The organism is Microbacterium sp. NPDC060132 (assembly GCF_042729675.1).
Lineage (GTDB): Bacteria > Actinomycetota > Actinomycetes > Actinomycetales > Microbacteriaceae > Microbacterium > Microbacterium sufflavum.
In genome coordinates, this window is sequence record NZ_JBHWXU010000001.1 from 1,976,898 (window position 1) to 1,999,179 (window position 22,282).

Sequence of the window (22,282 nt, forward strand, 5' to 3'; positions counted from 1 at the left end):
TCACGGGCCGCCCCACCGGTCGAACGGCCACAGGATCGGCCCCGCCCTGCCCACGACCTCGTCCCGCGTCATCCACCGGGCGCAGTCGCCGGCGTCGGGCCTGCCGCGGCACGGGTAGACCGAGTCCGCCGAGTTCGCGCGGTTGTCGCCCAGCACCAGGTACGAGTCCTCCGGCACGGTGACCGCGGGGAAGCAGCGCGTCGAGGCCGGGGTCGTGTCGCAGTCGAGCTCTCCCGCCACGAAGGGCAGGTCGCGCGTGACGTAGGGTTCGTCGAGCGGTTCGCCGTCGACCAGGACCGCGCCCTCGGCGTCGCAGCACTCGACGGTCTGCCCCGGCCCCGCGATCACCCGCTTCACCAGCACGTACGGCCGGATCCCGGTCGCCTCGCCCGCCGCGTCGAGGGCGTCGCGCAGCGGGTTGCCGGTCGGCGCGGGGCGCTCCCACCCGTCGCCGGGACGGAACACCACGATGTCGCCCTGCTGCGGGTCCGCGGCGACGTACGCGAGGCGGTTCACGATGAGCCGGTCGCCGGGCTCGAGCGTCGGCGCCATCGAGTTCGACGACGGCTGCCCCACGAACGCGACGATCAGCAGCGCGAGCACAAGGGCGAGCGCGACGTGCACCCACACGCTCCCGCGCCGCCGGCGTCGCGGGCGGGACGGCTCGGTCGTCGTCATGGTCTCTCCGGTCGCGCGGTCGGTGGTGCACCCAATAGTGTCAGGGAATGCGAGGGGGAACCGAGGCCGACGTCGTGTCCACCGGAGTGTCGAGCGGCGTGCGCGCGACCGATCGGCTGCGCATCCCCGACGTGCTGCGCGGGATCGCGATCGTGGCGATGCTCGTCGCGCACGCCGCGGTGTTCCTGCCCGTGAAGCCCCTGCCGGTCACGTTCGTGAGCTCGATGCTGAACGAGCTGGCCTCTCCGCTGTTCGCTCTCGTGATGGGCATGTCCGCGCAGCTGCTGTGGACCAGGGGCCCGCGGGTGCCGCTCACGCTGCTGCAGCAGGTGGTGCGGGGACTGTTCCTGATCGCGCTCGGGGTGTGGATGTCGACGTGGGGGTCGTGGGTGGCGATCATCCTCGGGCATCTGGGCGTGCTCCTGATCGTCGGCGCCCCGCTGCTGCTCGCCCGCACGCCGTGGCTCATCGCGATCGCCGCGACGCTGCTGCTGCTCAGCGACCCGCTGGTGCGTCTGACCCGGGGGTGGCTGTGGGCGTACACGGCGCCCAGCCCGCTGCACGAGCTGCTGGAGTGGGTCGCGCTGAGTCCGTCGTACCGGCTGCTGAACCTGCTGCCGTTCTTCCTGGCGGGTGCCCTGCTGATCCGGCACGGGCTGCGCCGGGACGCGCTGCTGTGGGCGCTCGCGGGCGTCGCGGTCGTGGCCTACCTGTCGTGGGGCGTCGCGGCCTTCACGGAGTTCGGCGGAACGGACTCCGGGCTCCTGTTCGACACCCTGCGCGACATCGGCCTGGTGTCGGCCACGTACGTGCTGGTGGTGCTCGCGGCCACATCCCGCCGCGGCGCCCGGTTCTGGAACGCGCTGTTCACGCCGCTGGTGGCGTGCGGGCAGGTGGCGCTGTCGCTCTACCTGCTGCATGTGGGTCTCATCGCGCTGTGGAACGGAGCGTACGGACGGCCGGCGGAGAACGCCTGGCTCGGATGGCTGGTGATCGTCCCCGGCATGATCCTGGTCGGCTGGCTGTGGTGGCGCTTCGTCGGCACCGGCCCGGTGGAGTGGGCGATGGGCTGGGTGACCGGGCGCCGCAAGCCGCTGCGACGCACGCGCTGACCCGCGGCACGCACGAGGGGTGCGGTGTCGGCACCGCACCCCTCGTGGCCGGCTCGTCAGAGGAGCGTGATGCCCACGTTCGAGGTGGTCGTGTTGTTGCCGGTCACGTCGTCGCCCGCGACGGTGGCCGTCATCGTCTGCTGCGGTCCGCCGAGCAGCCCGGTCACGATGCTCAGGTTCAGCAGCGAGTCGAGCGTCGTGCCCAGGTTGATCACCACGTTGCCGCCCGCCGGGATCGACGGGAGCGTGAGGGTGTAGTTGCCGTCGGAGCCGGCGACGGTCACACCGGCGACCGGGCCGATGTTCAGGGTCAGCAGCGACGGCGTGTACTGGATGGTGGTCGTGGCGCCGGCGGGGGAGGCGGCCGGGCCGTTGTTGGTGATCGTGAGCGTGTTGACCGTGGCGATGCTCGCGACGGCCAGCGGGCCCACGCCCAGGCTGAGCGTGATCGGCCCGCTCAGGGCGGGGACCAGGTCGCTGTCGGTGAGCGATGCGGCGGCCAGCGGCGTCGCCACCGCGGCCGCGATGACGGGGACCGACCAGGCCGCGCCCTTGACGACCGTGCGGCGCGAGATGCCCTTGTTCTTCTGGATTTCCTCGGTCACGTGAGTGTCCTCCCTCGTAGATGCAGATGCGGTTTCCCGCGGTGTCGTGAAGAGGCGACACGTTGTCTGCATCCCCCAGGAGCCCCTCCGTGGACCTCAAGCTAGGGCGGCGGGGAACGGCGTTCCGGGGCTTCCCGCGAAAGCCGCGCGGGGTGCGCCGAACCTGCGCGGAGTGTGCTCTGGGAGGGGCGCGCGGGCTAGGCGCGGCGGGCCGAGCGGAGCGCGCGCGGGGTTGCGGAGTAGGACTCGTCGAGGGCGCGGCGCAGGCTCATCGGCGACTGGAAGCCGGCGCGCTGCGCGATCTGGTCGATGCTCAGCACGTCGTAGCGGCTGTCCATCAGCAGGGAGTGCGCCAGGCGGGCCCGCTGTCGCCGGATCTCGCCCGCCACGCTGTTGCTCACCTCGGAGAACACCAGCTGCAGCTGGCGCAGCGACGACTGCACCTCGCGCGCCACCCTGGCCGGGTTCAGCGACGGGTCGCCGCACTGCTGGGCGATCACCGCGATCGCCCGCTCGCGCAGGACCTCGTGGGGCGTGCCCTGCCCGGTGACACCGCCCACGCGGTCGAGCACGAGGGCGCCGCTCATCTCCATCACCAGCTGCTCGATCGCGTACTGCTCGATGGCCGACGCGTGCGCGTCGGTGTCGAGCAGGCCGGCGATGAATCGCTGCAGCGATGCATCCAGCAGCCGCCGTTCGGGGTACACGCTCGCGTCGGGCGGGAGGGAGGGCACGAACGATGCGATGGCCGAGCGGGGGACCAGTGCCGCGACGCAGCGCCAGACCCCGGCCGCACGGAGCCGCCGGGTGATGCCGTGCGGTGCGATGACGAGGCCGCTCTCGGTCTCCACCCAGGGCTCGCCGTCGACGCGCGACCACAGGGCCTGCGCCTCCAGGAACGCGAACACCGAGTGGTCGGGGTAGGCGCTGACCGTGTCGACGGTGAGCTCGGACGTGGCGCCGCCCATTCCGAGCAGCAGCACCCCTCCGGAGCTGCGCACGCGCGAGCGGAGACCGGGGTGGTCCCCGACTCGACGGATCCCGTGCAGGGAGAGCTCGCGGTCGTCGATCGAGTGGGCGGCCTTGGTGTTCACGAGGTCCTCCTCAGAGGTTCCGTTCCGCGGGGGGATCCGGGCGGAGGTTCGCTCCGCCCCGATCGCTCGAGGGTTCGGGGCGCACCGCCGGTGGACGACACTGCCCGATTTGAACAAGTATTCAGTGGAGCACGCGGAAGTACAGAGGTGATCAGAGAATTCCCGCGCCGACGGGCACGGGGATGGTGGTGGTCGCCGTCGCGGCGGTCCCGCCGACGGTGACCGTGAGCGTCACGGGGAAGGTCGCGAGCGCGCTCACCGTGACGCCGGTCGACGCTCCGGCGAGCCCGACGACGACCGACAGGTCGACGGCGCCGTCCGGGGCGACCGTGACGGTGCGCGTGCCGGTCCACGTGGTGGCGGGGAACCCGGACTGCCCGACGATCGGCGCGGTCTCGTAGACCGCGGTGCGTTCGCCCGCCGTCGTCCTGACACCGTCGACGGACCAGACGCCGATGCCCCGCGCGCGGCCGAGCGAGAGGGTGAGGTCGGTGGGACGCCCGATCCCGATCGTGATCGTCGCCGGGGCGGCGGTGATCGGGCTCGGCCCGTTCACGATCGTGAAGCGGGTGGGCACCGTGACCACGTTCTGGCTGGTGAGGACGCCGCCGCCGTCGAGCAGGGGAAGGGCCACGAGTGAAGTGGTGGCGCCCGTCCAGGCCAGGCTGAAAGTGGTAGCGCTGGCGGCCGCGAGCGGTGCGGCGGCGGCCAGCGCCACCACCGGGACGCTCCAGGCGGCGGCGTGCAGGACGGCTCGTCGCGACGGTCGGGGCGGGGGACGGTCGTCGTCGATCATGGGGCTCTCTCCCGTGGGTGCAGAAGCGTGACGTGCGGTCGCGGAGCGGCGACACGAACCGTCTGCATCCCCCAGGAGCCCTCCGTGGAAGAGACGGTAGGGGCGGGCGGACGGGCGCGGGCGGCGCACCGGGGAAAAGCGCGCTGTGCGCGTTCTTTCTGCGCGGATTGTGCGTTCGACTCGGGGTGGGCGAAAGCGCCGCGGGCTCGGCCGCCGCCCCGGGGAGCTGCCGCGGTGCACGGATAGGCTGGCGCCATGTCCGACCGCATCCGGGTCGCCGCGATCGGCGCCGTCATCGACATCGACGCGTCGACCAGGGGTCCGGTGTTCGCGGATCGGGTGCGCGCCGCCTGGAGCGACGCGCTGACCGATGCCGACGGCCCGCTGTCCTCCGTCGTCCGCGTTCGGGAGGGCGGCGACGACGACGCGGCCCTCGCGCTCCTGTCGAGTGACGTGACCCTCGCAGCGCTGGCCCTGCGCCGCGGCGACGCCCTGTGGATGATGCACGCCGCGGGTCTCGCCGACGCCGACGGCCGGGTCGCGGTGCTCAGCGCGCCGTCGGGCACCGGCAAGACCACGGCCGCCCGCCGGCTGGCCCGTCGGTACGCGTACGTGAGCGACGAGACCGTCGGGGTCGCCGCGGACGGCACCATCGTCGCCTACCGGAAGCCGCTGTCCGTGATCGAGGCCGCCGCACCGCACAAGGTGCAGGTCGCGCCCTCGTCGCTGCACTCCGGGGTGCCGCTGTCCGGGGCACCGCGCGTCGCCGCCGTCGTGGTGCTGGACCGCCGCGTGGACGGACCGGACTCACCCGAGGTCGAGCGCCTCGACCTCGCCCAGGCGCTCGAGCTGCTCGCGCCGCAGACCAGCTACCTCAGCGACGCCCCGCGCCCGCTGCACCTGATCCGCGACGTGCTCGACCGCGTCGGCGGGGCCGTGCGCGTGCGCTACCGCGAGGCCGAGACGCTCGACGCCGTGGTGGCCGCGCTGCTCGCGGAGGCGCCGACGGGGTCGCGGTCGCGCGACGACGCCGACACCGCGTCCGAACCCATGCCCGAACCCGAACCCGCGCCCGAACCCGAACCCGCGCCCGGACCCGTGGCCGGGGGCGCGGTCGGCGCGCTCGTGCGCACGGCCATGGTCGACGCGCTCGACCTCGGCGACGGACGACTGGCCCTGCTGCGCCGCACCGACGACGGCAGCAGCGTGCACGTGCTCGACGGCATCGGACCGGCCGTGTGGCGCGCGGCCGACGGGCGCCCGCTCGACGACATCACGGCGGAGGTCGTGCGGGTGCACGGCCGCCCGGAGGGCGCGGACGCCGGGGCCCTCGTCGCCGCGGCGGCGGAGACGCTGCGCGCGGACGGCCTGCTGCGGCGGGTGCCTCAGACCTGAGCCGTGCCCCGGCGGCGCACGCCCGGCGTCTGCCCGGCGTCGGACGGCGCGGCGGCCGGTGCGTCGTCCGGCTCCGCGTACCGCTCGTACGCCCCGTAGTACTCGCGGCCGTAGTACGCCGACTCGGCGCCCTTGCGCGGCACGCGGTTGAGCACGACGCCGAGCACGCGGCCGGTGGTGCGCGTGATGTTGGCGATCGCGCGCTGCAGCATGTCGAACGTGGTCTTGCCGGACGACACGACGATCAGCACGCCGTCAGCGCCGGCGGCGAGCACCGCCGCATCGGTCACCGGCAGCACGGGCGGGGAGTCGAGGATCACGATGGCGGACGAGCTGATCTCGGCCAGGAAGTCGCGCATGCGCTTCGAGCCCAGCAGCTCGCTGGGGTTCGGCGGGATGCGCCCCGCCCCGACCACGGCCAGCGGCACGTCGCGCGAGGGGCGGTGCGCCACGTCCTGCAGCTCCGCCCGCCCGGCGAGCACGTCGGTCAGCCCGACGTCGCGGGACATGCCGAAGATGTCGGCGATGACGGGGCGCCGAAGATCGCAGTCGATCAGGATCGCCCACTGCCCGGCGGCCGCGAGGCTCGAGGCGAGGTTGACCGACACGGTCGACTTGCCGTCGCCCGGCACCGAGCTGGTCACGACGATCACCCGCGGCGGGTGATCGACATCGATGAACTGCAGGTTCGTGCGCAGCTCGCGCATCGACTCGATCGTGTGGTGGGAGACGCCGTGCTGCGACTCGAGCGAGAAGTCGATCACCTGCCGCTCGTCGGACATCGACTTCTCCAGCGGCAGCGTCCCGATGACGGAGACGCCGGTCTCGCGCTCGATGTCGCGGGGGTGGCGGACCCGCCGGTCGACCGTGTGGCGCACGAACGCGTAGACCAGGCCCAGCGCGAGTCCGGCGAGCGCGCCGATGAGGACGGCGATGCGCGTGTTGGGGGAGGAGGGTTCGGTGGGCAGGCGCGCGGAGTCGCCCACCACGAGGGAGATCGCGGCCGGGGTCGACGAGGTGCCGCCCTCGAGCTTGTCGATCTCGATCGCCATGCCGTCGAGCCAGGCCTGCGCCAGCGCCTGTGCCTCCTGCGGCGTCGGTCCCTTCGCGGTGACCTGCAGGGCGGTCGTGTCGAGCGGATTGGTCACGGTCACCCGGTTCACGAGCACGTCGGGGGTCGTGTCCAGCCCGAGCTCGTCGATCGCGTGCTCGGCGACCGCCCGCCACGAGCCGATGTTGAGGTACGACTTCACCCTGCTCTGCGCGAGCTGATTGCCCACCAGGGCGGAGCCGCTCGAGCCGTCGCCGCCGGCCGCCGTGACGATGCCGGTGGTGTCGGCGGAGTACACGCGCGGCTGCAGGGCGGTCCATCCGAACGCGGCGGCGGCGCCGACCAGCGTGGCCACCACGATCACGATCCAGTGCGCGCGCACGATGCGCACGTAGTCTCTCAGTTCCACGGTTTCCGCCCCTCGCGCATCCCTCGGGGAGCACGGGATGCCTGCATGACCATGAGCATACGGTGATCGTCCGCGCGGACGGGTGCGTCTCAGCCGATGGCGTCGCGCACGACCCGCTCGACCTCGGCCAGCGCCGGGGTGAGCTGCGATGCCGAGAGCGCGTAGGTCTCGCGCGAGCGGCGGTACGGGTCGATCACGTCGTCGTCCTCCGGCTGCGAGGGGGTGAGCCCGCGCTGGTCGTTGAGCGCGCGCAGCACGGCGGCGAACCGGTCGGCAGGGGCGTCGCCGGCGGCATCGGCTGCCGCCCTCGCGTCCGCACTGGTCAGCGTGGACGCGAGCCGGGCGAACTCGCGCACCGTGAACGTGCGCCGCAGGATGCTCGGCAGCATCTTCACCGCGTGCGAGCGGTGCTCCCTGGCCATGGTCAGCACGAGGTCGGTGTCGGCGAGCAGCGGCTCGACCAGGTAGCGCGCCTGGTGGGCGGCGGCGATCGACGGCTCGACGCCCGCCGTGGCCGCGAGCTCGAGCGCCGGCTCCGGCATGCCGTGGCCCACCAGCGCGTGCGTCCCCGCGCTGTGCACGCGCACGCCCAGCGGCTCGAGCGAGCGGCGGAGCATCACCTCGGCCAGCGGCGAGCGGCAGATGTTGCCCGTGCAGACGGTGAGGATCGTGAGGCGGTGGCCGGGGTCGCCGCCCGCGTCCGGGCGCAGCAGCGCGTCGAGCGGGCCGGGCGCCGGGGCGTCCGCGTGCGCGTTCCCGGGTTCGGGGGAGGGTGAAGGGGAGGCGGAGGACGCGGCGGGCGTCGTCGCCCGGAGCTCGCGCCATTCCCTGCGGCTCATGCCGGCCGGAGGGCCGTCGGGGTGGGGCGTGGTCACGACACCAGCCTACGGCGGGCCGCCGCCGGACGATCACCCGCCACCAGCTGGAGCAGCACCAGGGCGAGCACCGCGCCGATCAGCGTGCCCGAGGTGTTGGCGATGATGTCGCTGAGGGCCGGGACGCGCGAGGGCATGAGCCCCTGGACCGCTTCGATGACCACGCTCATCAGACCGCCGCAGAGCACCACCTGCCACAGGCGCAGCCGCGGGAGGGCGAGCGCGAGCAGCAGGCCTACCGGCACGAACAGGGCGACGTTGGCGAGGATCTCCAGCACCACGGCGCTGCGCTCGTACGAGGCGATGCCCGCATCGGACACCCACGCGGCCATGACGCCCACCAGCCCCGTGACCTTGGCCGAGACCGAGGCGGGGAGCCAGACGGTGAAGCCGACGAACAGCAGGTAGCCGACGAGCGCGAGACGCGCCGTCACCGTGCCCGCGCGCGAGGGGGCGACGGCGGGGGAGGTCATGCGGTCATGCTAGCGGCGGGGGGTGTGCGCCCCTCTCAGGTTCGCGCGCCGCTGTGCTCCTCGATGTAGCGCAGCAGCACGCCCTCGCGCAGGGCCCACGGGGAGACCTCCAGCTCGTCCACCTGCAGGGCGCTCATCGCGGTGTGCAGAGCGACCGCGGCCGCCACGATCTGGAACGTGCGATCGGGGGTGATGCCGGGCAGCTCCTGTCTGGCCGAGGCGGGCAGGCGGGCGAGCCGCGGGATCCAGGAGCCGAGCGCCGCGCGGGGCAGCAGCATCCGGTCGCTGCCCGACCACCCGGGCGCCGGGTAGCCCACCAGACGCGCGAGCGAGCGGATGGCCTTGGACGATCCGACGACGTGGTCGGGGCGGGGCAGGGCGCGGAATCGGGGCAGCACCTCGGCGAGCGTCGTCTCGGCGTGCGCGCGCAACCGCTCGACGTCGGCTTCGCCGGGCGGGTCGTCGGGGAGGAACTGCACGGTCATGCGGCCGGCGCCCAGCGGGACGGAGGCGGCGGCGTCGGGCAGCTCCTCCGCCCCCGCGGCGATCTCCAGCGAGCCGCCGCCGATGTCGAGCAGCAGCAGCTGTCCGGCCGACCACCCGAACCACCGCCGCACCGCGAGGAACGTCAGCTCCGCCTCGGTCTCGCCGTCGAGCACCTGCAGCGGCTGCCCGAGCGCGGCTTCGATGCGGGCGATGACCTCGGCGCCGTTGCGGGCGTCGCGCACGGCGCTCGTCGCTGTGGCGAGCAGCTCGTCGACCCGCTCCGCCTCGGCGACGCGGCGGGCCTGGGCCACGGCGGCCTCGAGCGCGGCGACGCCCTCCTCCGAGATGGCGCCGTCGGGGGTGAGGTAGCGCATGAGGCGCAGCACCGTCCGGTCGCTGGTCGTCGCGAGCGGGCGGCCGCCGGGACGCACGTCGGCCGCGAGCATGTGGACGGTGTTGGATCCGATGTCGAGGACTCCCAGGCGCACGGGAAGAGACTACTCGCGCGCCGTTACGATGGTGCACGTGACCCCCGACCCCACGCTGCCGTTGTCGCCGTACCGGGAGATCGGCCGAGCCGAGTGGGCGCGTCTGGCTGCGGGCCTCGACCAGCCCCTCACCGAGACCGAGGTCGTGGAGCTGCGCGGCATCGGCGACCGGCTCGACCTCACCGAGGTGCGCGAGGTGTACCTGCCGCTGAGCCGCCTGCTGAGCCTCTACGCCTCGGCGACCAAGCAGCTCGGCGCGGCGACCTCGACCTTCCTGCAGGAGGACGACAGCACGACGCCGTTCGTGGTCGGCGTCGCCGGATCGGTCGCGGTGGGCAAGTCCACGATCGCCCGGCTGCTGCGCGAGCTCATGAGCCGCTGGCCGGGCACGCCACGCGTCGAGCTGGTGACGACCGACGGCTTCCTCTATCCGAACGCCGAGCTGGAGCGCCGCGGGCTCATGGACCGCAAGGGCTTCCCCGAGTCGTACGACCGGCGCGCGCTGATCGAGTTCCTGACCGAGGTCAAGAGCGGCGCCCCCGAGGTGCGCGCGCCGTTCTACTCCCACATGCGCTACGACATCGTGCCCGACGCGCACGTCGTGGTGCGGCGACCCGACGTGGTGATCGTGGAGGGGCTGAACGTGCTGCAGCCGCCGCCCGCGCCCAACGACGTCGCGGTCAGCGACCTGTTCGACTTCTCGATCTTCGTCGACGCCGAGACCTCGCACATCGAGAAGTGGTACGTCGACCGCTTCCTCGCGCTGCGGCAGGGCGCGTTCAGCAATCCGTCGTCCTACTTCAACGTGTTCGCGCACCTCACCGACGAGGAGGCGATCACCACGGCGCTCGGGTACTGGAACGAGATCAACATGCCCAACCTGGTCGAGAACGTGATGCCCACCCGGCATCGCGCACGCCTGGTGCTGCGCAAGGGGCCGGACCACGACGTGGAGAGCGTGCTGCTGCGCAAGCTGTGACGCCGCGCCGTCGGCGCTCTATTGTTCGGACGACTCGCAAAAATCGCGTCTTACCCTGTATCTCATGTGTGGAATCGTCGGATACGTGGGCCCGCGGCCCAGCCAGGACATCCTTCTCGCCGGTCTCGCCCGGCTCGAGTACCGCGGCTATGACTCCGCGGGCATCGCCGTGATCGACGGCGATGGCGAGCTGGGGATGCGCAAGAAGGCCGGCAAGCTGGCCGTGCTGCGCGACTCGCTCGGCGACGCGCCGCTGCCCGACGGCACCACCGGCATCGGCCATACGCGCTGGGCCACCCACGGCGGACCCACCGACGGCAACGCCCACCCGCACCTCGCCGACGACGACAAGCTCGCCGTGATCCACAACGGCATCATCGAGAACTTCGCCGCGCTGCGCGACGAGCTGCTCGCCGACGGCGTCGTGTTCCGCAGCGAGACCGACACCGAGGTGGCCGCGGCCCTGCTCGGTCGCGAGTACGCCGGCAACGGCGGCGACCTCGAGCTCGCCTTCCGCTCGGTCGTGAACCGCCTCGAGGGCGCCTTCACGCTGCTCGCGATGCACCAGGACCACCCCGGCCTCGTCGTCGGTGCCCGCCGCAACTCCCCGCTCGTGATCGGCCTGGGCGAGGGCGAGAACTTCCTCGGCTCCGACGTCGCGGCCTTCGTCGAGCACACCCGCCAGGCGCTCGCGATCGGTCAGGACCAGATCGTGTCGATCACGCCCGACGCCGTGACCGTGATCGACTTCGCCGGCACCCCGGTCACCCCGGAGCCCTTCGACGTGTCGTGGGATGCCGCCGCCGCCGAGAAGGGCGGCTGGTCGAGCTTCATGGCCAAGGAGGTCGCCGAGCAGCCCGAGGCCGTGGCCAACACGATCCGCGGTCGCATCCAGGACGGGCAGGTCGTGATCCCCGAGCTCGACGGGCTCGACGAGCTGTTCACCGGCATCAACCGCGTCATCATCACCGCGTGCGGCACCGCGTCGTACGCCGCCCTCGTCGGCAAGTACGCCATCGAGCAGTGGGCGCGCGTCGCGGTCGACGTCGAGCTCGCGCACGAGTTCCGCTACCGCGACCCCGTGATCGGCGCCGACACCCTGGTCGTGTCGATCAGCCAGTCGGGCGAGACCATGGACACGCTCATGGCCGTCAAGTACGCCCGCGAGCGCGGCGCGCGCACCCTCTCGGTGTGCAACACGCAGGGCGCCACCATCCCGCGCGAGTCCGACGCGGTCGTCTACACGCACGCCGGACCGGAGGTCGCGGTCGCGTCGACCAAGGCGTTCTCGGCACAGATCACGGCGCTGCTGCTGCTCGGCCTGCACATGGGTCGCGTGCGCGGCACGGTCGCCGACGCGTCCACCGACGTCGCCGAGCTGCTGGCCCTGCCCGAGAAGGTCGCCGCGGTGCTGGAGAGCGAGCAGGAGCACGTCACGCAGCTCGCCGGCTGGATGGCCGACACCCGCTCCGTGCTGTTCCTCGGTCGCCACGTGGGCTACCCGATCGCGCTGGAGGGCGCGCTCAAGCTCAAGGAGATCTCCTACATCCACGCCGAGGGTTTCGCCGCCGGCGAGCTCAAGCACGGCCCGATCGCGCTGATCGAGCCGGGGCAGCCGGTGTTCGTGCTGGTGCCGTCGCCGCGCCACTCCGCGCTCGTGCACTCGAAGGTCGTCTCCAACATCCAGGAGATCCGCGCGCGCGGCGCCCGGGTCATCGTGGTGGCGGAGGAGGGCGACGCCGCGGTGCTGCCCTTCGCCGACGAGGTCATCCACATCCCGCTCGCCGGCCCCATGTTCGAGCCGCTGCTGGCCGTGGTGCCGCTGCAGATCTTCGCGATGGCGCTGGCCACCGCCAAGGGACTCGATGTGGACCAGCCGCGCAACCTGGCCAAGTCCGTCACGGTGGAGTGACCCCGCCCGTCGTCCGCGAACGGCCCCGTCCCGCTCCGGGGCGGGGCCGTTCCGCGCGAGTAAGCTGAACGGGTGATCATCGGCACCGGCATCGACCTCGTGGACATCCCCCGGTTCGAGCGCACGATGACCCGCACGCCCAAGCTCCGCGAGCGGCTGTTCGCCCCCTCGGAGCAGGCGCTCCGACTGCCGTCGTTGGCCGCGCGCTACGCCGCCAAGGAGGCGCTGATCAAGACGCTGGGCGGGTCGGACGGCGTGCACTGGACCGAGATCGAGATCGCCTCCGAGCCCTCGGGGCGGCCGTACTTCGTGCTGTCCGGATCGACGGCGGCGGTCGTCGAGGAGCGCGGCATCGTGACCCTGCACCTCACCCTCACCCACGACGCGGGCCTGGCCGCCGCGTTCGTCGTCGCCGAAGGAGCACCGCTGTGACCGTCCACTTCCGTGAGGCCGCGATCGACCTCGACGCGATCGCCGACAACGTGCGGCACTTCCGTCGGCTCACCGGGGTCGAGGTGCTCGCGGTGGTGAAGGCCAACGCGTACGGACACGGTGCCGCGGCGACCGCGGTGGCCGCGCTCTCGGCCGGTGCCACCCGGCTCGGGGTCGCCGAGATCCCGGAGGCGCTGGAGCTGCGTCGGCAGGGCGTGCACGCGCCGATCCTCGCCTGGCTGCACGCCCCGGGGGAGCGCTTCACCCAGGCGGCGGCCGAGAACATCGAGCTCGGGATCTCCTCGTTCGACCAGCTGGAGGCGGCGGCGGCCGCGGCGGCGGTCGACAGCCCGGTCGCGGTGCACCTGAAGTTCGAGACGGGGCTGTCGCGCAACGGCATCGCCCCGGGCGACTGGGGGCGGGTGCTGGCCGAGGCCGCGCGGCTCGAACGCATCGGGCGGCTGCGGGTGGTGGGCCTGTTCAGTCACCTGTCGAACACCTCACCCGCCGACGACAGGGCGGCGCTGGCGAAGTTCGAGGAGGGGGTGGCCGCGGCGGCGTCGTTCGGCATCCGCCCGGAGATCCGCCACATCGCCGCGACCGCCGCGGCGATCGACCTGCCGGAGACGCGGCTGGATGCGGTGCGGATCGGCATCGGGCTGTACGGGCAGTCGCCGTTCGACGACCGCTCCTCGGCCGAACTGGGCCTGCGCCCGGCCATGACGCTGCGCGGCGCGGTCGCGGCCGTGCGCCGGGTGCCGGCCGGCACCGGTGTCTCGTACGGCTACGACCATCGCACCGACCGCGACACCACGCTCGTCCTGGTGCCGCTGGGCTACGCCGACGGCGTGCCCCGCAGCGCCTCCGGGCGCCTTCCCGTGTCGATCGGCGGGCGCCGCTTCGTGAACGTCGGCCGCATCGCGATGGACCAGTTCGTGGTGGACGTGGGGGACACCCCCGTCTCGATCGGCGACGAGGTGGTGCTGTTCGGCGATCCGACCCTCGGCGTGCCGTCGGCGCGGGAGTGGGCGGACGCCGCGGGCACGATCGACTACGAGATCGTGACCCGCATCGGACACCGGGTGCCGCGGAGGGCGTCGTGAGCGTCGACCCGGCGTTCCTCGGCCGCCGGGAGATCGCCACCGCGGACGAGATGGAACAGCTCGGCCTGCGGATCGGCGAACAGCTGGAGGCGGGCGACCTGCTCATCCTCACGGGGCCGCTCGGGGCGGGCAAGACCACCTTCACGCGGGGGCTCGCGGAGGGGCTCGGCGTGCGCGGACCCGTGCAGAGCCCCACGTTCGTGATCGCGCGCACCCACCCGTCGCTCGTGGGCGGGGCGCCGCTCGTGCACGTCGACGCCTACCGGCTCGGCTCGGCCGCCGAGCTCGACGACCTCGATCTCGACCTGCAGCGCTCGGTGGTCGTGATCGAATGGGGGCGCGGCATGGCGGAGGAGCTCGCCGACGCGTGGTGGGACATCGAGCTGGAACGCCCGGTCGGCGCGGCCGGAGCCGACGACGACCTCGACCCGTCCGAGCTCGACGCGGACGCCCCGCGCGTGGTCACCATCGTCCGGGAGCAGCGGGCATGACCGCCCGCAGCGTCGGCGACCTGGTCGCGGTCATCATCGAGGACGACCCCGGCGTGCAGTCGCTGCTGGAGGAGGTGTTCCTCGCCGCGGGCTTCGAGGTCGCCGTCACCGGGTCGGGGCCGGAGGGCCTCGCGGCGGTCGAACGGCACCAGCCCGTGATCACCACGCTCGACATCAACCTGCCCGGCATCGACGGGTTCGAGGTGGCCCGGCGCATCCGCCGGGTCAGCGACACGTTCATCATCATGCTGTCCGCGCTCGCGGAGGAGTCCGACGTGGTGCTCGGTCTCACCTCGGGCGCCGACGAGTACCTGGTCAAGCCGTTCCGTCCGCGCGAGCTGCGCGCGCGGATCGAGGCGCTCCTGCGGCGACCGCGGCTCCCGGTCGCCACGGCGACGCAGCGGCCGGTCGCGCCCGCGCCGCCGGCCGCCGCGACCGACACGACGGTGTCCACGTGGCGTGGTCGGGTGCATCGCGACCTCAGTCTCGACCTCGACACGCGACTCGTGCTCGTGGCGCAGCGTCCGGTCGAGCTCACCCCCACGGAGTTCGACCTGCTCGCCGCGCTGCTGGAGTCGCGGCGCCGCGTGTGCAGCAAGGCGGAGCTCGCACGGGGTCTGCGCGGCGCGCCGTCCGGCTCCGCCGACCCCGTCAGCGAACCGGACAAGCGCGCCATCGAGACCCACATGGCCAACCTGCGCCGCAAGCTCGGCGACAGCCCCACCGAGCCGCGCTACATCGAGACCGTGCGCGGCGTCGGCTATCGGCTCACCCCAGCCGGCGATCAACCCGGCTGACAGGGGTTCGAGGCCGCGGCTCCCCCACCGCGGCCCCGGATGCCTGCGAATCCCCACTCGCGCGGCCCCAGCGTCTGCGAAATCCCCAGTCGCAGTGTCGGCCCCCACTCAGAATCGTAGGACGCCGATGTCGCCTGAAGAGCGCGTAGGCCCGATCTTTGAGTAATCTTGCGACAAAGCTGAGGATCGACCAGGAGGCGGGGGCTTCATGATCCGCACTGTGTCGATCTGGCGTTGGCAACTCGTGTTCGCGGGCAGCATCGTCGCCATCGTGGTGATGGTCGCGGGCTTCAAGCCGCACACGCTCACGATCCCGCTGTTCGTGGTCGGGATCGTCCTCGTGGTGGTCACCACGCTCGTCGCCCTGCTCGTGCCGTGGCGCCGGCTTCCGCGCACCGCCGTGACCGCGCTCCCGCTCCTGGACATCCTGGCCGTCGGCTTCACCACCAACGCCCCCGACCTGCGGCTCGGGTTCCTGTGGGTGTTCCCTGTGGTGTGGCTGGCGACCTACTTCTCGATGCCGTGGGTGTTCACCGGTGTCGCCTTCAGCAGTGGCTGTCTGGTGTTCTTCGCCGACCGCTCGGGGGAGCCGGCCGACGTGCTGCTGCGGGTGCTGACGGTCGTCGTGACCCTCAGCTTCCTCGGGGTCACGGTGCGGATCGGCTCGCAGCGGTCCGGTGCCGCGCGACGGCTGCTGCAGCGGCGCTCCGAGCAGGTGAACAGGGCGGCCGAGCGGGCCGAGACCAACCAGCAGCGGGTGACGCAGATCATCGACGCGCTCGGTGTCGCCCTGGTCGTGGTCACCGCACAGGGGCGGATCCTGCAGATGAACGACGCCTACCGCGCGCTGTACGGCCGCGACCGCTACGGGGCCGCCCTGCCCTCCGCCTCGGTCGAGTACGACGCGCGGCGCGGCACCGCCCTGAGCCCCGCGCGCACGACCCTGGCGCGGGCGGCCGCGGGGGAGGAGCTGCGCGCCGAACGGGTGTGGCTGTTCGACGGCGCGGGACAGTGGCGGGCGCTGGAGGTGACCACGCAGGCGATGGCCGGGGCCGGCGAGGGCGAGCACATCGCTCTGGTCGTGATCGACGACGTCACCGCGCTCCTGGAGGCCGCGGAGGAGCGCAGGGCCCTCACCGCGATCGTCTCGCACGAGCTGCGCAACCCGCTCACCGCGATCATCGGGCACGTGGAGCTGCTGCGCGAACGCGACGACCTGCCGGGCCGCGTGCCCGCGCAGGTCGAGGTGATCGCCAACGCGGGGGAGCGGATGCAGGACCTGCTCTCGAGCATGCAGGCGCAGACCCGCAGCTCGCCGGAGCCGTTCGAGCCGGTGGACCTGCGCGAGGTGGTGGAGGCGTCCGCGGCCTCGTTCGCGCCGCTGATCACCGCCGCCCGGCAGGAGCTGAGCCTCGACGGCGCGGACCGCCTGGTCATCACCGGCGACGCGTTCCGGCTGCGCCAGGTGCTCGACAACCTGATCGGCAACGCCGTGAAGTACACCCCGTCCGGCGGCCGCATCCAGGTGCGGGTCGGCGCGGACGATGCCAGGGCCGAGGTGAGCGTGGTCGACACCGGCATGGGCATCGCCCCCGACGAGCTGCCCCGTCTCTTCGAGCCGTACTTCCGCACCGACAGCGCCGTGCGGGGCGGGATCTCCGGCACCGGGCTCGGCATGGGCATCGCGCGGGACATCGTCGTCGCGCACGACGGGGAGATCCTCGTCGACAGCGAGGTGGGCGTCGGCACCACCGTCACCGTGCGCTTCCCGCGCCGTTCCCCGAGGAAGGATCCGGCATGACACCGCTCGTGCCCGTCAACGTCGACGTGACCACCAGCATGGTCGCCGTCGTGACCGTGCTGACCGCGATCGTGATCGGTCTCGCCACCCTGGCGCGCCCGACCAGGGCGACGATCGTGTGGGGCGTGGCCTTCGGGATCGGCATGCTGGGCGCGTACCTGTGGCTGGCCGGGCACCACACCGGCCTCCCGGTCCTGCGGGCCGCCTCGTCGGCGCTGACGGTCGTGTTCATCCCCCTCGTCTGGATCGGCGTGCGGATCCACTTCGGGCGCTCGGCCCCCTGGCTGCCGGTGATCGTGGCGCTGATCGGCGTGCCGGTCGCCCTGGTGTCCACGGCGGGCACGGCCTGGTACCTGCTGGTCTTCCACCTCGTCTTCCTGTCGATGGGCGTGTTCGCCGGGCTCCTCGCGTGGGAGCTGCTGCGCGGGCAGCCTCCCGCGCGCGACGTCGTGATGCCCCTCGCGCTCGCCGCGTGCGGCTTCGCGATCGTCTCCGTGGTCAGCGGGGCGTCGGCACTGGTGTCGGGGAGCGTGAGCACCGAGGCGCAGTTGAGCGCCCTGCGGGGCATGAACGCCGTCGGCGCGATCGTGGTGAGCACCTGCGCCGCCTTCACCCTCGTGCTGCTGGTGCGGGTGGAGAGTGCGGCGCGCGGTGACGTCGGGGCGGCCGACCGTGCCAGGGCCCGCCTGCGCAAGGCCGAGGCGCAGAACGACGGGGCGTGGTCGGTGCTGGACGTGCGGCTGGACGACCCCGCCGACCTGCGCGAGGCGTCGAGCAGCGGGGCCTTCCGCCGGATCGTCGACCGCTTCCACGCCGACGTCCAGGAGGCGCTGCCCACGACCGCCGACGCCGAGCGGGTGAGCGACGACCGGGTCGTCGTGCTGATCCGCGGCAGCGACGAGGCCGTGCGCTTCCACCTGCGCGCGATCCTGTCCCGGATCTCGGTCATCGACCCGGACGCGCCGGTGAGCGGCATCCGCTCCTCGGCCAGCATCGGCTGGGCCACCTCGAGCGTCGCCGGCTACGACTACGACGCGCTGCTGGCGGCGGCGGCCGCCGCCGCGGACCGGGCACGTGCGGCCGGCGGCGACCAGTGGAAGCGCGCCGTGTCCGCCGACCTCTCGCCAGTGTGAACGGCTAGGACCGGCGGTGCTCGCGGCCGCGCGCGAGCGCGGCGGCGATGGCCCCCTCGGCGGTGGCGTCGGTGTCGGCGGCGGCGGAGACGTTCTCGGCGCCGACGGCCTCGATGATCTCGGTGCGCTGGATGCGCGTCTCCCGCGGGGCCTTCACGCCGATCCGCACGCTGTCGCCCTTGATGTCGAGCAGCGTGACCTCGATCTCGCCGTCGATGCGCACGCTCTCACCGATCCGCCTCGTCAACACCAGCATTCGATCAGCCTACTGGTGCGACGGGGGCGGGCCCCAGCGACGCGGTCGAGGCGTCGCGCACCACGCCGATGGTCTCGATCGTCAGCGGCGCCGCGGTGGCCTCGCTGTACGACAGCACCGGCAGGCCGTCGATCTGCGCCGACACCAGCCGTCGCACGGCCGGCCGCAGCGACGGCGCGCACACCAGCACCGGCTCCGGCCCGTCCGCCTGCGCGGCGACCGCCTGCTTGACCGAGGCGATCACGGCCTCCATGCGCTGCGGCTCGAACACGATCTGGGTGCCGTCGTCGCCCGGCCGCAGGCTCTCCAGCATCGCCTGCTCCAGCAGCGGGTTGATCATGACCACCCGCAGCACGCCGTTCTCCGCGAAGCGCGCGGCGATCGCCGGGCCGAGCGCGGCCCTGGCGGCCTCGATCAGCCCCTCCGGGTCGGTCGAGGTCTTGGCGCGCAGGGCCAGCGCCTCGTAGATGCGGCCGAGGTCGTTGATCGGCACGCGCTCCGCGAGCAGCCCCTGCAGCACGCGCTGGACCTCGGCGAGCGAGAGCTGCGCGGGCGTGAGCTCCTCCACCGCCGACGGCGACACCTGCTTGAGCGCGTCGGTGAGCTGGCGCACGTCCTCCCGCGACAGCAGCCGCGCGGCGTGCGTCTGGATCACGCTCGACAGGTGCGTGACGATCACGCTGGCCCGGTCGATCACGGTCGCCCCGGCGAACTCGGCGCTGTGCCGCATCTCCATCGGGATCCACTTGCCCTCCAGCCCGAACACGGGGTCGAGGGCTGCGGCGCCGGGCAGCGACTCGAGTCCCGAGCCGAGCGCGAGCACCGATCCGCCCGGCGCGGTGCCGCGTCCGGTCTCCACCCCGGCGATGCGGATCACGTACGTGGCCTGCGGCAGCTCGATGCTGTCGCGCGTGCGGACGGGCGGGGTGACCAGGCCGAGGTCGAGCGCGATGCGCCGCCGCAGCGCCTTCACGCGCGCGAGCAGGTCGTCGGGGCCGCCGGTGACCAGGTCGACGATGTCGGGCGAGAGGAGGATCTCGAGCGGGTGCACGCGCATCCGCTCGATCAGCTCCTCCGGCTGCTCCGCAGGCGGCGTCACCGGTGCCTTCGCGGCTTCGGCCGCCTCCCGCTTCCTGGTGGCGGTGATGCGCTGGGCGACCAGGAGCAGCAGCGCCCCGATCGCGACGAACGGCAGCATCGGCATGTGCGGGATGAGCGACATGATGATGGCCGCGCACCCGGCGATCAGCAGCGCGTTGCGGGACTGCCCGAGCTGGGCCGATGCGGCCGTGCCCATCTCGGTCTCGGCGGTCGAACGGGTCACGATCATGCCGGTCGACACGGCCATGAGCAGGGCCGGGATCTGCGTGACCAGGCCGTCGCCGATCGTCAGGAGGCTGTACGTGCTCATGGCCTGGTCGATCGACATGCCGTGCTGCACGAGCCCGATCGCGATGCCGCCGACGATGTTGATGATGATGATGACGAGCCCGGCGATCGCGTCGCCCTTCACGAACTTCGAGGCACCGTCCATGGCGCCGTAGAAGTCGGCCTCCGCGGCCACCTCGGCGCGGCGCTGCCTGGCCTCCGTGTCGGTGATGAGTCCCGCGTTGAGATCGGCGTCGATGGCCATCTGCTTGCCGGGCATCGCGTCGAGCGTGAACCGGGCGCCGACCTCGGCCACGCGCTCGGCACCCTTCGTGACGACGACGAACTGGATCACCACGAGGATGAGGAACACGACCGCGCCGATGATGAGCGAGCCGCCGACCGCGATGGCCCCGAACGCCTCGATGACCTGCCCCGCGTACGCCTCGCCCAGCACGAGCCGGGTGGACGCGACGTTCAGGCCGAGACGGAACAGCGTCGCCACCAGCAGCAGCGAGGGGAACACCGAGAAGTCGAGCGGCTTCTTCACGAACATCGACGTGAGCAGGATCACCAGCGCGAACATGATGTTGAGGATGATGAGCACGTCGAGCAGGAACGGCGGCACCGGGACGACGAGCAGCATGATGATGCCGACCACCCCGATCGGCACCATCAGCGTGGTGAGCATCTTCTTCATGCGGTCCTCCGGTAGGGGAGCGAGTGGATGCCGCGGGCGGCGCCGCGACGCCGCAGGGCGTCGACGAACACGAGCACGCGCGCCACGGCGTTGTACAGGTCTTCGGGGATCTCGTGTCCCAGCTCGCACGCGGCGTGCAGGGATCGCGCGAGGGTGATGTCGCGCACGAGGGGCACCCCGGCCTCGAGCGCCTTCTCGCGGATGCGCTCGGCGATCACCCCGCTGCCCTTCGCGACCACGCGGGGCGCGGAGGTGCCGGCCTCGTAGCTCAGTGCGATCGCGATGTGGGTGGGGTTGACCACCACGACGTCGGAGTTCGCGACCGCCGCGATCATCCGGTTGCGGCTCACGGCGAGCTGGCGCGACCGGCGCTGCTGGCGGATCAGCGGGTCGCCCTCGGAGTTCTTGTTCTCGTCGCGCACTTCCTTCTTGGTCATGCGCGTGTGCTTGCGGTTGCGGCGCATCACCACGAACAGGTCGATCGCGGCGAGGACCAGGCCCACGCCGATCGCGGTCTGCAGGAGGGCGGCGGTGCCCTCGGCCGCGGTGCCCAGCAGACGGGAGATCGAGTGCGCGCCGCTCGCGGTCAGCACCGGCATGAGCCCGGCGATCACGAACCACAGCGCGAGCGCGACCGCTGCCGTCTTGAGCAGCGCCTTCGCGCCCTCCCAGAGCGCCTGCAGGCCGAACACCCGCCGCATGCCCGAGACGAGGTTGAACTGCTCGTAGCGTCCGGTGAGCTTGCGCAGGTGCACGCCGCCCTGCACCACCGCGCCGAGCAGGGTGACGACCGCGACGGCGGCCAGCAGCGCGCCGAGCGTGGGCAGGACCGACGCGAGCCCGCGGCCCAGCGCGCCGAGCGCGGCCTCGGGCGACGGCGCCCGCATGAGCGAGGTGAGCGAGATGAGCTGCTCGGTGCCCGCGGCGGTGCCCGCAGCGATCGCGGCGGGCATCATGACGGCCGCGGCGCCGATGCCGACCCACGCCGTGAGGTCCTGGCTGCGGGCGAGGCGGCCCTTCTGCCGGGCTTCGCGCAGGTGCTTGTCGGTCGCCTTCTCACTGCGCTCCCCGCTGTCGGCGTCGCTCACGGCGTCACCCCCTGCATCAGCCGGAAGGCCTGGGAGGCGAGCGCGTCGATGATGCCGGGGAACGCCACGTACACGGCGCCGGCGAGCAGCAGGGTCAGCAGGATCTTCACCGGGAAGCCCATCGCGAAGGCGTTGAGCGCGGGCGCGACCCGGGTGATCAGGCCGAGGCCCACGTCGGCCAGGAACAGCACGAGCACGAGCGGGCCCGCGATCTGCACGGCCGCGAGCACCATCTGCGACACCCCGTCGACGAGCAGCTCGACGGGTCCGGCGACTGCGAAGACGCCGTCGACCGGCACCGCGTCGAAGCTGCGCGCGAGCCCTGCGAGGATCAGCTGGTAGCCGCCGGAGGCGAACAGCAGCGTCAGCGCCGTCAGGTGGAACAGGCGGGTGAACTGGGCGCCGTTGACCATCGCCGCCGGGTCGAACGCCTGGGCGAGCTGGAACCCGCCGAACACGTCGATCAGGCTGCCGGCTGCCTGCAGCGCCGCGAAGCACATCATCACCAGGAAACCCAGCAGCGCACCGGTGAGCACCTGGAGCACGAGCGCGCCGAGGAACGCGCCGGTGTCCAGCGGCTCGTAGCCGGGGGCGACGGCCGCGCCCACCGCGAGGGACAGCCCGATCGACAGCATGGCCTTCACGCGCACCGGGATCGCGCCGTAGGAGAACGGCGGAGCGATCATGATGAACGCCGTGATGCGCACGGCCGCGAGCATCGTGGCCTCCAGCCACACGAAGTCGATCGGGATGTACACGC

At 72.7% G+C, this 22,282-nt stretch carries 22 protein-coding genes; 10 read left to right on the forward strand and 12 right to left on the reverse strand.

What is annotated here, in order from left to right:
- The gene (gene lepB / locus ACFWCH_RS09670; RefSeq protein ID WP_136028740.1) at window positions 1-678 is read right to left on the reverse strand and encodes a signal peptidase I; all 678 of its coding nucleotides are present in this window, start codon (window positions 676-678) and stop codon (window positions 1-3) included.
- Window positions 679-725: 47 nt separating this feature from the next.
- Here lepB and ACFWCH_RS09675 point away from each other — a divergent pair, with 47 nt between their 5' ends.
- Complete coding sequence (locus tag ACFWCH_RS09675) at window positions 726-1,790, forward strand: acyltransferase family protein (RefSeq protein ID WP_378803441.1); 1,065 nt, start codon at window positions 726-728, stop codon at window positions 1,788-1,790.
- A gap of 56 nt (window positions 1,791-1,846) precedes the next feature.
- Here ACFWCH_RS09675 and ACFWCH_RS09680 read toward each other — a convergent pair whose 3' ends face one another.
- From ACFWCH_RS09680 to ACFWCH_RS09690, 3 genes are all read right to left on the reverse strand, one after another.
- Window positions 1,847-2,395 carry a hypothetical protein gene (locus ACFWCH_RS09680; RefSeq protein ID WP_378803442.1) on the reverse strand — a complete coding sequence of 183 codons (549 nt, stop codon included), beginning with the start codon at window positions 2,393-2,395 and terminating at the stop codon, window positions 1,847-1,849.
- Between the two features lie 197 nt (window positions 2,396-2,592).
- Window positions 2,593-3,489: a helix-turn-helix domain-containing protein gene (locus ACFWCH_RS09685; protein WP_136028737.1), complete on the reverse strand. Its 897-nt coding sequence runs from the start codon at window positions 3,487-3,489 to the stop codon at window positions 2,593-2,595.
- 151 nt (window positions 3,490-3,640) lie between these two features.
- The gene (locus ACFWCH_RS09690) at window positions 3,641-4,285 is read right to left on the reverse strand and encodes a hypothetical protein (protein ID WP_378803443.1); all 645 of its coding nucleotides are present in this window, start codon (window positions 4,283-4,285) and stop codon (window positions 3,641-3,643) included.
- Between the two features lie 255 nt (window positions 4,286-4,540).
- On the opposite strand from ACFWCH_RS09690, the gene ACFWCH_RS09695 reads away from it, so the two are divergent.
- On the forward strand, window positions 4,541-5,680 hold the full coding sequence (locus ACFWCH_RS09695) for a hypothetical protein (RefSeq protein WP_378803444.1): 1,140 nt from the start codon (window positions 4,541-4,543) through the stop codon (window positions 5,678-5,680).
- Here the strand turns inward: ACFWCH_RS09695 and ACFWCH_RS09700 are convergent.
- The 4 genes from ACFWCH_RS09700 to ACFWCH_RS09715 form a co-directional block, all read right to left on the reverse strand.
- Window positions 5,671-7,140 (reverse strand): polysaccharide biosynthesis tyrosine autokinase, encoded by a 1,470-nt coding sequence (locus tag ACFWCH_RS09700; RefSeq protein ID WP_206251682.1) that lies wholly within the window; start codon window positions 7,138-7,140, stop codon window positions 5,671-5,673. The genes ACFWCH_RS09695 and ACFWCH_RS09700 overlap by 10 nt on opposite strands.
- Before the next feature lie 89 nt (window positions 7,141-7,229).
- Window positions 7,230-8,015 (reverse strand): low molecular weight phosphatase family protein, encoded by a 786-nt coding sequence (locus ACFWCH_RS09705; RefSeq protein WP_378803445.1) that lies wholly within the window; start codon window positions 8,013-8,015, stop codon window positions 7,230-7,232.
- Window positions 8,012-8,488 carry a VanZ family protein gene (locus ACFWCH_RS09710; RefSeq protein ID WP_136036910.1) on the reverse strand — a complete coding sequence of 159 codons (477 nt, stop codon included), beginning with the start codon at window positions 8,486-8,488 and terminating at the stop codon, window positions 8,012-8,014. The genes ACFWCH_RS09705 and ACFWCH_RS09710 overlap by 4 nt, the downstream gene beginning before the upstream one ends.
- A 35-nt stretch (window positions 8,489-8,523) precedes the next feature.
- Entirely contained in the window at window positions 8,524-9,462 is a 939-nt protein-coding gene (locus ACFWCH_RS09715) for a Ppx/GppA family phosphatase (RefSeq protein WP_136029684.1), read from the reverse strand.
- 28 nt (window positions 9,463-9,490) lie between these two features.
- On the opposite strand from ACFWCH_RS09715, the gene coaA reads away from it, so the two are divergent.
- The 8 genes from coaA to ACFWCH_RS09755 all read left to right on the forward strand — a co-directional run bounded on the left by coaA (window position 9,491) and on the right by ACFWCH_RS09755 (window position 18,110).
- Window positions 9,491-10,441 carry a type I pantothenate kinase gene (gene coaA / locus ACFWCH_RS09720; protein WP_136029683.1) on the forward strand — a complete coding sequence of 317 codons (951 nt, stop codon included), beginning with the start codon at window positions 9,491-9,493 and terminating at the stop codon, window positions 10,439-10,441.
- A 64-nt stretch (window positions 10,442-10,505) separates the two neighbouring features.
- Window positions 10,506-12,353: a glutamine--fructose-6-phosphate transaminase (isomerizing) gene (gene glmS / locus ACFWCH_RS09725; protein ID WP_136029681.1), complete on the forward strand. Its 1,848-nt coding sequence runs from the start codon at window positions 10,506-10,508 to the stop codon at window positions 12,351-12,353.
- Between the two features lie 72 nt (window positions 12,354-12,425).
- Window positions 12,426-12,785: a holo-ACP synthase gene (locus tag ACFWCH_RS09730; protein ID WP_136029679.1), complete on the forward strand. Its 360-nt coding sequence runs from the start codon at window positions 12,426-12,428 to the stop codon at window positions 12,783-12,785.
- The gene (gene alr / locus ACFWCH_RS09735; RefSeq protein ID WP_378803446.1) at window positions 12,782-13,888 is read left to right on the forward strand and encodes an alanine racemase; all 1,107 of its coding nucleotides are present in this window, start codon (window positions 12,782-12,784) and stop codon (window positions 13,886-13,888) included. The genes ACFWCH_RS09730 and alr overlap by 4 nt, the downstream gene beginning before the upstream one ends.
- Complete coding sequence (gene tsaE, locus ACFWCH_RS09740) at window positions 13,885-14,379, forward strand: tRNA (adenosine(37)-N6)-threonylcarbamoyltransferase complex ATPase subunit type 1 TsaE (RefSeq protein WP_372490575.1); 495 nt, start codon at window positions 13,885-13,887, stop codon at window positions 14,377-14,379. Before alr ends, tsaE begins: the two co-directional genes overlap by 4 nt.
- Entirely contained in the window at window positions 14,376-15,176 is an 801-nt protein-coding gene (locus ACFWCH_RS09745; protein ID WP_136029675.1) for a response regulator transcription factor, read from the forward strand. Before tsaE ends, ACFWCH_RS09745 begins: the two co-directional genes overlap by 4 nt.
- Window positions 15,177-15,384: 208 nt before the next feature.
- Window positions 15,385-16,977, forward strand: coding sequence for a cell wall metabolism sensor histidine kinase WalK (locus tag ACFWCH_RS09750; protein ID WP_136029663.1), 1,593 nt, complete (start codon window positions 15,385-15,387; stop codon window positions 16,975-16,977).
- Window positions 16,974-18,110: a hypothetical protein gene (locus tag ACFWCH_RS09755; protein WP_378803447.1), complete on the forward strand. Its 1,137-nt coding sequence runs from the start codon at window positions 16,974-16,976 to the stop codon at window positions 18,108-18,110. The genes ACFWCH_RS09750 and ACFWCH_RS09755 overlap by 4 nt, the downstream gene beginning before the upstream one ends.
- Before the next feature lie 4 nt (window positions 18,111-18,114).
- Here the strand turns inward: ACFWCH_RS09755 and csrA are convergent, their stop codons facing one another.
- The 4 genes from csrA to ACFWCH_RS09775 are packed head-to-tail and all read right to left on the reverse strand — an operon-like array spanning window position 18,115 to window position 22,280.
- Window positions 18,115-18,366, reverse strand: coding sequence for a carbon storage regulator CsrA (gene csrA, locus ACFWCH_RS09760; RefSeq protein ID WP_136029658.1), 252 nt, complete (start codon window positions 18,364-18,366; stop codon window positions 18,115-18,117).
- Between the two features lie 4 nt (window positions 18,367-18,370).
- A complete protein-coding gene (locus ACFWCH_RS09765; RefSeq protein WP_378803448.1) occupies window positions 18,371-20,434 on the reverse strand; it encodes a flagellar biosynthesis protein FlhA in 2,064 nt (687 codons plus the stop codon).
- Window positions 20,431-21,522, reverse strand: a complete 1,092-nt coding sequence (locus ACFWCH_RS09770; protein WP_378803449.1) for a flagellar biosynthesis protein FlhB — start codon at window positions 21,520-21,522, stop codon at window positions 20,431-20,433. The genes ACFWCH_RS09765 and ACFWCH_RS09770 overlap by 4 nt, the downstream gene beginning before the upstream one ends.
- A complete protein-coding gene (locus ACFWCH_RS09775) occupies window positions 21,519-22,280 on the reverse strand; it encodes a flagellar biosynthetic protein FliR (protein WP_378803450.1) in 762 nt (253 codons plus the stop codon). Before ACFWCH_RS09775 ends, ACFWCH_RS09770 begins: the two co-directional genes overlap by 4 nt.
- Window positions 22,281-22,282: the final 2 nt, after the last annotated feature.

Bases quoted from the DNA above. Each gene is read 5' to 3' on its own strand.
- csrA (WP_136029658.1), bottom strand. From the start codon at position 18,366: ATGCTGGTGTTGACGAGGCGGATCGGTGAGAGCGTGCGCATCGACGGC.
- ACFWCH_RS09745 (WP_136029675.1), top strand. From the start codon at position 14,376: ATGACCGCCCGCAGCGTCGGCGACCTGGTCGCGGTCATCATCGAGGAC.
- ACFWCH_RS09675 (WP_378803441.1), top strand. From the start codon at position 726: ATGCGAGGGGGAACCGAGGCCGACGTCGTGTCCACCGGAGTGTCGAGC.
- ACFWCH_RS09765 (WP_378803448.1), bottom strand. From the start codon at position 20,434: ATGAAGAAGATGCTCACCACGCTGATGGTGCCGATCGGGGTGGTCGGC.
- ACFWCH_RS09695 (WP_378803444.1), top strand. From the start codon at position 4,541: ATGTCCGACCGCATCCGGGTCGCCGCGATCGGCGCCGTCATCGACATC.
- ACFWCH_RS09710 (WP_136036910.1), bottom strand. From the start codon at position 8,488: ATGACCTCCCCCGCCGTCGCCCCCTCGCGCGCGGGCACGGTGACGGCG.
- coaA (WP_136029683.1), top strand. From the start codon at position 9,491: ATGGTGCACGTGACCCCCGACCCCACGCTGCCGTTGTCGCCGTACCGG.
- glmS (WP_136029681.1), top strand. From the start codon at position 10,506: ATGTGTGGAATCGTCGGATACGTGGGCCCGCGGCCCAGCCAGGACATC.
- ACFWCH_RS09750 (WP_136029663.1), top strand. From the start codon at position 15,385: ATGATCCGCACTGTGTCGATCTGGCGTTGGCAACTCGTGTTCGCGGGC.
- lepB (WP_136028740.1), bottom strand. From the start codon at position 678: ATGACGACGACCGAGCCGTCCCGCCCGCGACGCCGGCGGCGCGGGAGC.
- ACFWCH_RS09690 (WP_378803443.1), bottom strand. From the start codon at position 4,285: ATGATCGACGACGACCGTCCCCCGCCCCGACCGTCGCGACGAGCCGTC.
- ACFWCH_RS09755 (WP_378803447.1), top strand. From the start codon at position 16,974: ATGACACCGCTCGTGCCCGTCAACGTCGACGTGACCACCAGCATGGTC.